Here is a 12542-nt window from a genome sequence, read left to right on the forward strand (position 1 = left end):
GTCTTGAAACTGCTACCCGGTGAAGAGCAACCATGGCCCTCTAACCCTTTGAAGGTTACTGAGGGAGAGATAAGACTGATCCTTGAGCAACGCTCTAAGGAAGGATCCCTTCGCTCAAGACTTGGCCTGCTGAGCCTGAATGAAGGCGCAATCCTGCCTGGTTTACCTATTGATGGTCTCAATAGCACCAGCCAACTTCGCATCAAAGCAATCACTACCAGTGTGTTGACGTCGCTGAACAGCTCAGATCCAGAACAACAAGAAGGACTGGAAATGCTGCAAGCGTTGCTATGGGAGAAACTTAGCCATCGTCCTGAGACAACAAACTCCAGCAAAGTTGCTCTCGCAAACCTTCTGGAAGCCCACCATCAACAAGCCTGGGAGCAACACCACTTAAGACAACACAGTCATGAGCCACTGAGCCAACAAAGCGAAGAACATCTATTCCGCAGTCTTGAGGCAGCTGGTCAAGCAAGCCAGAGCCAGCAACATCAGCCCCTACAAGAAACTGTTCGTCAAGACCCTCTTCTGGCCTGCGTCGCGACCCTGGCCCAACAAGGCTCAACATCAGCGAAGGCACCAATTCGAAACACGCCTGACCCGCGCTCAAGGCTACTGCTGATTCTGGAATCGGCAGGTTTAATCGGACGGGATGTACTGCTCAACGACAACCTGCTGGAGAAAGATTGCGGGGACCTCATCGGTTTTCTCGAGCAGACGCCTACAAGCCCAGTTGTGCTTCATTCCACTGCCAACGGCTATCGCGTCTGGGCTCCCGAGCGAATGGCAAAGCCGATACCACTCTCCCAAGCAAGCCAACTACTTGAAGAACTGAACCCAAGGGTGATGGCCATCAGCCCCAAATTCCAAACCAAGGATCTAACCACCTTGGGGCTTTTGCGTTTTACCTATGGACAACCAAACAATCTCACCAGGTTTGTAATCAGTGGTGTGCTCTTGGGAATCACATTAGGTTTCTTACTCGCTATTGGCCGAGAGGTCGGTGCTGCGCGCTGGATCTTCGGGATGGGGGTCACCGGATTGGCAGCTGGGGCATGCCTTGGACTACTCAGCGGCGGCTTCCGTATCGGAGTTGGCGTGATGTTTTTGGCAACTCTTCTGAGCTTGCTTACCCCCACGTTCAACACCGTGATTACAAACTCGGCTTTGCCCGACAGAGACCTTCTTCTATTGCTGCAAATAGGCCTAATTCTTATCGCTGCTGGTATCACACGAGTGGCATTGGAATGGATCCAAAGCCGGTCTTTCCAAATCACCCAACAAAAAGGGGGGGCAAAGTTCCAGCTGGCCAGTATTAAGCACTTGCTAAGCCTGCCGACGGATTTCTTCCGTCAATACAACATCGGCGACCTTCAACTCCGCTTTAATGCACTAGAGCAATTGCGCAGTCAAATCCAAAACCTCTTGGAGGGGGGTCTGGTCAAGGTAGTGCTCACCAGTATTTATGTGCTGTTCATGTTGAGGATCAGCGTCAAGTTGACATTGCTGGCGCTAGTAATCTCCATGATGGTGCTTCTGCCGACAGCATTGATCGGTCTGCAAACTCGCCCTCTAAAACGCCAACAGGAGGAGATCGAAGGCCAAGCCCAAAGTCGCAATCTTGAGCTCATCAGCTCCGTATCGAAACTGCGTCTAGCAGGAGCTGAAGCTGCGGCCGCCCGCTGGTGGGGAGAACACTTCCAACGCGTCGTGGTTCTAGAAAATGCTCTGGATATCAAAGAAGCAACCGCCGCACTCCTGCAGGGTGTGATGCCAAACCTTGGCAACCTGCTGCTTTACATCGTGATCACAAAACTGATCGCTGATGCCGCGATGACCCCTGCACTCAATGCACCCAACGCCGGCCAGTTACTTGGGTTTTTCTCAGCCTTCGGAACATTTGTGGGAGGCATGGCCAGCTTCGCTGGGCTTGCAGTTGCAGCCTTCGATATGCCTGTCCTCTATGAGCGAGCAAAGCCTTTGCTGACAGCCACACCAGAAGTTTTCGATGAAGCCGTCGAACCAGCAGAGCTACGTGGAGCCATCAAACTCGACCGCGTGAGTTATCGCTATGCCCCAGATCTGCCCTTGGTTCTAGATAACGTAAGCCTGCAAGCAAACCCAGGTGAATTCATCGCTCTGGTGGGTCCTTCAGGATCAGGCAAATCAACAATCGTGCGCATGCTGCTGGGATTTGGGAAGCCTGAAAACGGAGAAATCAGATATGACGATCAGCCGCTCAATGGCTTACGCATCGAAAGCTTGCGGCGTCAAATTGGCACAGTGCTTCAAAGCAATACCCTATTCAGCGGCAGCCTGATGGAGGCTATCGCCGGAGGATGCCTGATCAATCAAGAGGACGCCTGGGCTGCTGCTGAGATGGCAGGCCTGGCAGACGACATCCGCGAAATGCCAATGGGACTACAAACCATTGTTTCTGAGGGAGGGGGGACCCTCTCAGGTGGCCAACGCCAACGAATTGCCATCGCCCGAGCCTTGGTGCGGCAACCGCGAATTCTGATCTTTGATGAAGCCACAAGCGCCCTGGACAATCACACCCAAGGAATTGTGAGTCGCAGCCTTGAAACACTAAGCATTACACGTTTGGTCATCGCCCATCGACTGAGCACAATTCGCCACGCCGATCGCATCATTGTGCTGGAGAAAGGTCAAGTGCAGCAACAAGGCACATTCGAAAGTCTGATGAATGAAGCTGGGCTATTTGCCCGCTTAATGGAGAGACAGGTTGCATGAGCCTGTTTCGAAAAAATGCTCTGGATGCATTATCCAGCCCTGAACAACTAGACCAGCCTCTTGAATTGCTCAGACCAAGTTACTGGCTTTTACTGATCTCACTATTAGGGTTCAGTCTTAGCATTCTGCTGTGGTCAATATTTGGCCGTTTACCAGTAAGAGTCGAAGGACGTGGCGTCCTAGTTCGAACAGAAAACTTACAGTGGGTTCAAAGCGAAATCAATGGCCGCATCAAAGAATTCAAAGTTAATGTGGGAGATTGCATCAAGCAAGGAACACCTCTTGCGGTCATTGACCCAGTGCAATTAGAGCTGGAACAACAAAAAGCAAACAACCAACTTGAGATTCTAATCGCCAATGATGCAAGTTTAGACCTCATTGCTATCCAACGGGAAGATGAGCTCAGAAAAAGCACAGCACGCTGGAAATTGGCATTTCAAAAGAATGCGGTGAGTCAAGTCGAATGGGATCAAAGAGTCCAACAACTCTCTGAGCTGTTATACAACCTAGAGACAAGTAACAACCAACGTGAACAATTAATTAATCAGAAACAAAGCGAAATTGTTGCCCTAGAACAACAAATTACACGAACAGCAACCGTGAAAGCACCTCAAGCAGGCTGTGTCACCGACCGCCATGTCCAATTAGGACAAGTGGTGCAACCAGGCGTCACACTCTTTGAACTTGAGCGAGACAAAGACGCCAATACGCTTGAAAGCCTGGCCTTCTTCCCAGCCAGAGATGGTAAACGCCTTCGTATCGGTCAGCCAGTTCGCGTGACCCCAACAACGACCAAACCACAACGCCATGGTGGCATCGAAGCTGAAATCCTCAAAGTGCGTCGTTTGCCAGTCAGCAAAGAGGCGATTATCAATCGACTCTACAACAAAGAATCACTGTTCAAGGCCATCAAGAGCGAAGACGAAGGTCCACTGATCGAAGTCACCACGTCCTTAGCCAAAGACCCAACAACACCTAGCGGTTATGACTGGGGCGGCAGCAAAGGGCCAGACCTAAAGCTCACAGCAGGCACACCAACAACGCTGCGAGTGCTTGTAGAGCAAAGGCGGCCAATCAGCTATGTGATCCCTCTATTGAGAAATCTCAGTGGGATCTACTGAGGGAGATAAGACATGAACCTGCAGCCTTTCTGTCGTCAACTCTGGATCCGCATCCAAGCTCGTCTCAGCAAGCAGTGGGTACGTACCCCAACATTGCTGCAATTAGAAAACACGGAATGCGGGGCAGCCTCCCTGAGCATCATCCTCCAGTACTACGGCCGTTATGTACCGCTGACCCAACTACGCGAACTTTGTGGCGTCTCACGTGACGGCAGTGATGCGGCCAATTTATTACTTGCAGCGCAAAGCCTAGGCCTCAAAGCAAAAGGATTCAAAAAAGGATTGCTGGCTTTGGAACAAATTCAGCCACCAGTCATCGTGTTTTGGGAATTCAACCATTTCCTCATCCTCGAAGGTTTTATTGGTGATCGGGTGGCCCTCAATGATCCAGCTCTCGGTCCTCGAACTGTCAGTCGCGAAGAATTCGATACCAGTTACACCGGCATTGTCCTAACGCTGGAGCCAGGTCCAAACTTTCAAAAAGGCGGAAAGGCACCATCAGTCTGGCCAGTGGTTTGGCGGCGCTTAAGCCTTGAACCCAAAGGAGCCCTATTCATTCTGCTAGCTGGTCTGCTGCTGATCCTGCCCCAGCTGGTGATGCCGATCTTTGCCCAGATCTATATGGATGAGATTATCGGCAATCAAATCCAAACGTGGTTAAAGCCAATGTTGTGGGGCATGGCCCTCACCATCAGCCTGCAAGTGGTACTGCAGCATCTTCAGCTCATCGGAACACGAGCCCTGGAGAGGCGACTAACCCGACGCTTTGCTGCACAATTTGAGCATCAGGTCCTGGCCTTACCAGAGCGTTATTACGCCCAACGCTATGCATCAGATATAGCTAGCAGGGTTACCAGTAATGCCCGAATTGCCGAATTCATCGGCGGAGAACTGATCCCCATGCTCACCGGCATTGTTCTACTGGTGTTTTATCTGGTCTTAGCTTTGCTCTACAGCCCAATTCTAGGACTGCTAGTAGGCGTGACTACTGGAATCAACGCTCTCGTGGTAGCCATCAACCTTCGAGTACAACAAGACTCTAGTCAACAGCTCCAAAAAGATGGGGCCAAAGCTGGCGCAGTCGTTGTCAGCGCCTTGCAAGATATCGACACCGTAAAAGCAGCAGCTATAGAAAACGACATCTTCAGACGCTACGCGGGTTACCAAAGTCGACTCCTCAACACTGTGCAAAAGCTTCAACTTCTCAACGCACGGATCAGGGTGATCCCCAGCGCCATGACCACCTTGAACGAGGTGGCAATTTTGTTGGTTGGATTTTTCCTGGTGATTCAAGGCCAGCTCACTCTAGGAATGCTCCTGGCAGCCCAAACCATTGCCAGCAAGCTAAAAGCTGAAATCGAAAATGTGATTGTCTTCGTGCAGAGCCTGCCCGACTTGGAAGCTGAAGTACTCCGCCTGGAAGATGTTCTTGAACAACCTAGAGACCCATTACTCATCGACGCACCAAAAATTCAGGCCTGGAATAGCGACAGGGAACGCCTATCAGGCGCCATCGAAATTCAAGACCTCTACTTCGGCTACATGCCACTTAACCCCCCTCTCATCAATGGACTACGTCTATCCATCCAACACGGCCAAAGGATTGCTTTTGTCGGAGGCAGTGGCTCTGGTAAAAGCACAATCGCCAAACTGCTTGCCGGTCTCTATCAACCTTCCTCAGGACAAATCCTCTACGACGGTATTCCGCTGAACGAAATACCACGAGCCATCAGCGTCAGCTCACTTGCGATGGTTCAACAAGATGTACAACTCTATGGATGCAATGTTCGTGAGAACCTCAATCTCTGGAATAACAGCCTTCCAGACAAAGACCTAAGGCAGGCATGTGCAGATGCCCAAATACTCGACACCGTTCTCGGCCTGCCTGATGGCTTTGAAACCGTACTTAGCGAAGGAGGTCGCAACCTTTCAGGCGGTCAACGACAACGGCTCGACATTGCTCGTGCCCTGGTTCAAAACCCCAGCATCCTGATCCTCGATGAAGCCACCTCAGCACTCGATAGCGAAACAGAGCGCTTGGTGGACGAGGCCTTCCGACGTCGTGGATGCACCCAAATCATCGTGGCTCACCGCCTCAGTACCATCCGTGATGCTGACCTAATCCTAGTGCTCGAGCATGGTCAAGTGGTCCAACAAGGTCGCCATGAAGACATGGCTACCGTCACTAATTCTCCCTACCAGAAGCTCTTAGCGGAAGTGGCCTAATCAATGATTTAACAACCCATCACCCTCTCTTAGAAAGGCTATAAACCTCAAGGCGCCCAATCCCTTTTAGCTCTTGCATTCCCAAAGATCGGATAGCAAAACCCTCTCCCGCCAATTCTGAGGTGCGCTGATCGAAAAGAATGGATTGATCCAGGCTGCGGGTCAATCCCTCTAGGCGGCTAGCAAGGTTGACGGTGTCTCCGATCACGGAAAGCCCCCCAAGCTTGCGACCACCAATACCACCAGCCAAGACGATGCCGCTAGCGATACCAATCCCATTAACCAGAGGCTCCACTCCCTCCGACTGCCAGAGACAATTCATATGAACAAGCCTCTCATGCATCGCCATAGCACAACAAATAGCGGATTGCGCTTCCGTCGATTCCCCACGACCATCGGGCAAACCAAACACGGCCATCACGGCATCGCCAATAAACTTGTCGAGGAATCCATGGTGGTCCCATACCACCGAACGCATCTCATCAAGATAATGATTGAGCTGCTCAAGATGAACACGAACTCGACCCTGCTCACTGCGCTGTCTAGTCAGAGCAGTGAACCCTTGAAGATCCGCAAACAACACACTTACAGATTTGAGCTTGCCATCAAACAAAGCCTCCATATCACTCGGGTCGCTGAGCATGGGGCCTACAACGGAGGGGTCCACACAACGTTCCAGCCAGCGACGCGTCAAGCGCCGTTTGATCGACATACGTCGATAAGCCTCACCTCCATAGAGCAAAGCACCAACCACCAATGCGACAGGAGGTGTAAGCACGGGAATCCAGACATGACGATGCTGCATCAGCCCATAGCCAAGGACAAACCACAGACCTGCGCATGCAAAAAGCACGCCAAGTCGCCAACCCAAATCGGTGCGATAAAAAGCCAGTAAAAGTGTGAGTAGAACAACAAGGCCAACAAAAGCGCCTCTGTGCGGAAGTGACTGGGGCCAGGCCCGCAGTCCATCGCCTGTCAAAGCATTGGCAGTGGAGGTGGCAAGTAACTCCATTCCCGAAAGATCACCGAAGGGTGATGGCAGATCGCCTAACGCGCTTCCACCACCAGACACAACAACACCCACCAAAACGACAGCCCCACCAACCCGCTCGCGACAGGGATGCACCGCCCATTGCCGCGGATTGATCACATTCTTTGCCGACAGTCGCAAAAACCCGTGACCAAGGGTTGAGCAGGATCCATCCATCCCGATGGGCTCGGGCTCAGGGCCATAGAAGTTAAGAGTCTGGCCATCAAGGTCCAACTCGAGCGAGCGGCCTGCCTGCTCCAATGCAGCAACTGGCAAAGAATGCAACGCCTCATGACCGAGCGGTTGTTCCAACGTGGTGGCATAAAACTCTGGTTGCAAAAACCGAGCTCCATGCTCAGGGGGAAAGAGATTGCTCAAGCCCAGCGAGAGTTTGTCGAGTTCAGCGGCGTCCACAGCATCAGGACGCAAGAGAGAAATTGCACCGGCGCCGAGTTGATCTTCTGCCTCAACCATTTCTGCCGCCAGTACAAGGTGCTGCTGATGCGGCTCGAGGGCTGCGATAAACGCCTTGTCGTCTGCTGGCCCGAAGACACTCTCTCCAGCAAAGACCACATTCAAGACCACTACATCAGCACCAGCCGCTATCAAAGGCTCCAAAAGATCGCCGTAGCGCGCTCGTGGCCAGGGCAGGCTTCCCATTCCCACGGCCCAGGATGGTATCTGCTCCTGCTGCTCAAACCAGAGACCCTCCGCGAGGGTTGCGTCGTCGATCACCACCTGCACGATCTCTGGCGAGGCCAGGCGAGGCCCACGAATCCTGACGAGCTGGCCCTCAAGATTGCGTTCCAATGCCCACCAAGGTCGACACAACGATGCCGAACAAGATGCCAATAGGGCAGCAGCCAGCGTCAGGACACCAGCCACAAGAAGCACTGGAGCATTTCTAGGAATGCGCATCGGTGCCTGACCTGGGGATCATCTTGCTCACCCAATCCATATGAAGATCACTCAGATCTTCCAGGGCTCATTGAATCAAAACCGAAAAAAGCCACCACCAGGGATCCGAGGGGTAGAGGAAGGCACGATCGTGGGAATTGAAGGAATTCTCACTGATGGGAACTGAGATCGTACATAAGATTGGAGTGAAGGCAAAGCAGGGATCTCAGTCTGGAAGCCCTCAAACAAAGGGCCTGCAAAGATGCTGCTGTAATCGCCAGCCGTTAGCTTTCTCAATGCTGAGATCATGCCATCAGGGGTCACCCGAAGCGATTCTCCAGATCTAATGATGACCGGCTCATCACTTAAAGGTTGTTGATCCTGAGCTTGATCCATCCTGGGAGATTGATCAGCTTGAGCTTGAGGCTCCACAGAACGATATTCCACCTCACCCTCCAATACAGACACCTCAGTAGCCCCATCGTCCGAAACCTGCAGAACGTAATTCGTGCCTCGAACACTCAGTCGGGCTGAACGGGTACAGCCATCTTGCTTCCCGGAGACCAAAATCTGCCCCTGGGTAAGGTGATAACAACTACTACCTAATTGCATTCTGGAAAACCGATTCAGGCGACCAGATGCTCCGGTATTGAACAAAAGCTGGCCACGACTATCGCCCGTGCTGACTTGCTGTGGCTCAGCAGCCTTTTGATTCACTTTCGCCTGTTGAGAATCGATGTACAACTGATTGCCATCGAGGATCTCCTGCACCATTGCGGTCTCTGCAGCTTGAACCAAGCTCGAAAGCATCATGGCCATCAAACTGAAGCCAGTGAAGAGACCCACTGGCTTCAGGGTTGTGATGTCAGTCCCAACCATCACAAAAGCCTGATCAACAGCACAATAATTTTGCCCCAATCAGGCACGCGAAATCTTTCAACCTCAGCTTTCAATACGCCAGCTCTGATCTGAAGGAGTCCATGCGTTGAGCTCTTCAGCAGAGAACCAGAGGTTGATCTCAAACTGAGCGGTGTCTGGACCATCGGAGCCGTGGATCACATTACGACCGATGTTCACAGCTAAATCGCCGCGGATGGTGCCTGGCTCAGCCTCAAGAGGCTTGGTGGCGCCGATCAACTTGCGGGCACTCGCAATCACACCATCACCTTCCCAGACCATTGCAACCACCGGCCCGGAGGTAATGAAATCAACAAGTCCAGCGAAGAAAGGGCGCTCACGGTGCACACCGTAATGCTCACCAGCCAAATCACTACTGGGGGTGACCTGTTTGAGCCCCACGAGCTTGAAGCCCTTGCGCTCAAATCGACCCAGAATTTCTCCCACCAAACCACGCTGGACGCCATCGGGCTTGATGGCAACAAAGGTGCGTTCCACGGCCATGTTGATCAGTCGTTATTGCGGCCATCGTCCGTGTTGGAGTGACCGCTTGGCAAGCCAATGGTTTAACAAGGGCTTGTTCACTGGTACTAAGACATCTATCTGGCCTTAGGCAAACAGTTCTTTATCCACATCTCTGACCAGGGAAATGCTGCAAATAAACAGTGCTCACAGGGAGTCAACTAAACCAATTGGTCATGAACCAACCACTTGTGAAGAGAATTTGCCCAGGCAAGCCGATCAAAAAACCCATGAGCTCTGGGCAAGAGCCAAACACCTCCATGGCACCTGAGCGAAGAGGCGCCTTGCATTCAAATGCTTCAAGAGCCTATAGAGATCTTGGAACTGTGCCGTGAAGTGCGCGAAGCAGCATCAGCACATAGCACTGGCAGCTCAGTAGGCCAATCTGAATTAATAAGATCAGCTAGCTCAAAACGACTAGATAATTCCTGCACAACAACATTGGAATCACAAGAGTCAGTCAGCCAAGAGATGTTATTAGCCACAATCTGATCCCCCGGCATTGACGCATCGAGAAGAAGGGTAATTGCAGGAGGAGCAGCAGCCTGAACAAATCCCAGTAGACCAATCTCACTATCTGCATCTTCCTGGCAGTTGAAGGATGACTCCCAAACCATTGGCTCTCTCAAGACTGGGGATCTAAGCAAATAAATCCCAGGTCCAGCAGGGTCGAGCTGCTTCTGCTGAATCACTGGGCCAACCCTATAGGCCGAACCCTCCTTCAGATAAGTACGAAAACTCACAACAGCAGGTCTTGGAAGAGTGGTTGGCCCCTTCAGCAAAGCCAGGTACCTTGAAGGCCCAGGAGAGTAAACACTTTCAGGTGAAACCAAATGCACTAACAGGCGCGAGGTACATTCCGCCCTAGTTGATCCAACAACACGCCGGCCAGGAAACAAACTATAGAGCAATTTTTTTGTAAGCTCACCATCATCAGGTGCTTGCTTTTCAGGCGCAATTGAAGAACCCTCGTCAGAGGATTGCTGAGCAGCAGTCGGCAAAGACTTGAAACCAAAGGTCATTAACAATGCAACAGTCAAACACTTCAGCGGATGAGATAATGACTTCAAGCATGAGCATGCCATCAGAGTTAAAGAAATGGCTAATACTTCAGTATGTCTACTTCATGACATTGCTAGCGATCAAAAACTGTCAAAACTCCTAACCAGAAGGCTCGATTCGTATGACGTTTGAACTGCGCTTACTCGCGACAATTCTTATCAGCTTGATGTTGATGGCTCTACGTCAACTCAACCGCATTCGCACCAAGTGGCCAAAAGCACCACTAGTGCTGCCAGCATGTGGACTCGTGGTTTGGATGCTAAGTGCCCTGCCCATAGGGGATACATGGTTGATATCACAAATGATGCTGTCAACCGTGGGGCATATTGCGCTCAGCTATGCAACTCTCAGAGTGGGGAGTTGGTTACTGATTGAAGTTCCAGGAACTCTTGGCATTTGGCATCCGCCACCAAAAATTGTGCGTGATCTTGGCCAACTGATCCTTGCTTCAATCCTAACGATAGTCATTCTTCAGCAAGCTGGAGTCAAGCTTGTAGGGCTAATTACAACATCAGCTTTACTAACAGGCGCCTTAGCCTTTGCTGCTCAAGAACCACTAAAAGACATTTTTGGAGGGGTGAGTCTCCAAGTCGACCGAGCCTTTAAAGAAGGTGACTGGGTGCAGATAGGAGATGAAAGTGGAACAGTCATAGGCCTAAGCCTAATGAACACCTATCTACGCAACAACGTTGATGGTTGCACATTGATCATCCCCAACGACACCGTCGCCCAATCGACAATCAGACGGATGCAAAAAGGCCATCCCTATGGCAATTATTTTGAAGTTGGCCTTGATTACGGCTTTCCACCCTCACAAGCCGTAGGCCTCCTTCTAAGGGTGGTCAAGAGCCATGCATCTGTGCTTACCAAACCACCCGCAAAAGCTTGGGTAACAAGTTTCGACGACAGTCGAATCTCCTATGGCATTCAAGTATGGCACGAGGATTTTGGAGATATTGAGCGAAAACGCATACGTGGAGAGCTGCTTGAGCAAATTTGGTATGCCCTAGAGCGAATAGGGCAAAGCATTCCTTTCCTGGTACGCATGGGCAGCCCTAATAAACAGATTTTAGCCAAAGACGATCCAATGTGTGCAGACAATCAACACAAAATTAACTGGTTGGCTAGTAATGCACTGTTTACCGACCTAAATCAAGAGCAACTCGAATCCCTAGCAACAAATATACGTTGCGTTCGATTTACTAAAGGTGAGGCAGTTGTCAAGCAAGGAGAGACAGGTGATTGTCTCTATCAAGTCATCACAGGAATGCTCGAGGTATCGCAAACAACTAAGCAAGGTCAGATGCAGACTATTACCAAGCTTGGCGTTAATGAAATCTTCGGAGAAATGGCTCTATGCAATAATCAACCACGCAATGCGACAGTTCGTGCACTAAAAGAGTCTGTACTCCTTGAAGTAGAACGCAGTGACTTGCAACCATTAATTGATCAAGATCAGACATTACTGGAAAAGTTAGCCCGATTAATACATCTCAGACAAATTGAACTTGGGGAATTAAACAAGGGGAAACATGAATCCAATACATCATCGGTCAATCGGCTCATTCGCTCCATGCAACGGTTATACAACGTGTTTCTCGGCAACTAGTCAAGCGATAGGCTTTAAATAAATCATATTTTCTTCCTCAACTGCCTCAAGGGAGTAAGTAGCCCTAATCCAAGAATCACATCAACTAAGCGCTCAAAGACACCTGATTTACAACAATATAAATCTTAGCCAACAGAAAGGGCTGAACTATACCAACCCATCAAATCAAGATTTACCTATGGATCAATGCAAATCTGAACAGCTTACATTTCTGATCTCGTTAAAGCCAAATTAATCAAAAGATAGCGTCATTTGTAAGCAGCTCAAAACCAGCTAGTTCTTCACGAATAACACAAGCAAGAGAAAACCATCTATGCATATTTTTAAACGCTGCTCTTTGCAAAAATAAGTACTCAAGCAATAACATTCTAAACCCACCTATCTAGAGGAACGGTCGCATTGAGCTGTAGCCGGAACTATAAGT

At 50.5% G+C, this 12542-nt stretch carries 8 protein-coding genes; 4 read left to right on the top strand and 4 right to left on the bottom strand.

The window, feature by feature from the left end; translation table 11 throughout:
• Nucleotides 1–3 precede the first annotated feature (3 nt).
• From SIB41_RS10760 to SIB41_RS10770, 3 genes are read left to right on the top strand one after another with little or no spacing between them, the layout of a single operon-like run.
• Entirely contained in the window at nucleotides 4–2754 is a 2751-nt protein-coding gene (locus tag SIB41_RS10760; protein ID WP_413358873.1) for an ATP-binding cassette domain-containing protein, read from the top strand.
• On the top strand, nucleotides 2751–3875 hold the full coding sequence (locus tag SIB41_RS10765) for an NHLP bacteriocin system secretion protein (protein WP_413358875.1): 1125 nt from the start codon (nucleotides 2751–2753) through the stop codon (nucleotides 3873–3875). The genes SIB41_RS10760 and SIB41_RS10765 overlap by 4 nt, the downstream gene beginning before the upstream one ends.
• A gap of 12 nt (nucleotides 3876–3887) precedes the next feature.
• Complete coding sequence (locus SIB41_RS10770) at nucleotides 3888–6101, top strand: NHLP family bacteriocin export ABC transporter peptidase/permease/ATPase subunit (RefSeq protein WP_413358878.1); 2214 nt, start codon at nucleotides 3888–3890, stop codon at nucleotides 6099–6101.
• A 19-nt stretch (nucleotides 6102–6120) separates the two neighbouring features.
• On the opposite strand, the gene SIB41_RS10775 is transcribed toward SIB41_RS10770, so the two are convergent.
• The 4 genes from SIB41_RS10775 to SIB41_RS10790 form a co-directional block, all read right to left on the bottom strand.
• Nucleotides 6121–8049, bottom strand: a complete 1929-nt coding sequence (locus SIB41_RS10775) for a CHASE2 domain-containing protein (RefSeq protein WP_413358880.1) — start codon at nucleotides 8047–8049, stop codon at nucleotides 6121–6123.
• A 75-nt stretch (nucleotides 8050–8124) separates the two neighbouring features.
• Nucleotides 8125–8907, bottom strand: a complete 783-nt coding sequence (locus SIB41_RS10780; protein ID WP_413358883.1) for a FecR domain-containing protein — start codon at nucleotides 8905–8907, stop codon at nucleotides 8125–8127.
• 63 nt (nucleotides 8908–8970) lie between these two features.
• Nucleotides 8971–9429 carry a nucleoside-diphosphate kinase gene (ndk, locus tag SIB41_RS10785; protein ID WP_063420673.1) on the bottom strand — a complete coding sequence of 153 codons (459 nt, stop codon included), beginning with the start codon at nucleotides 9427–9429 and terminating at the stop codon, nucleotides 8971–8973.
• A gap of 317 nt (nucleotides 9430–9746) precedes the next feature.
• A complete protein-coding gene (locus SIB41_RS10790; protein WP_413358885.1) occupies nucleotides 9747–10487 on the bottom strand; it encodes a hypothetical protein in 741 nt (246 codons plus the stop codon).
• A 143-nt stretch (nucleotides 10488–10630) separates the two neighbouring features.
• Here SIB41_RS10790 and SIB41_RS10795 point away from each other — a divergent pair, with 143 nt between their 5' ends.
• Nucleotides 10631–12118: a cyclic nucleotide-binding domain-containing protein gene (locus SIB41_RS10795; protein ID WP_413358887.1), complete on the top strand. Its 1488-nt coding sequence runs from the start codon at nucleotides 10631–10633 to the stop codon at nucleotides 12116–12118.
• Nucleotides 12119–12542 lie beyond the last annotated feature (424 nt).

Source organism: Prochlorococcus sp. MIT 1201, assembly GCF_047303415.1.
In the GTDB taxonomy this organism is placed as follows: Bacteria; Cyanobacteriota; Cyanobacteriia; order PCC-6307; family Cyanobiaceae; genus Prochlorococcus; species Prochlorococcus marinus_D.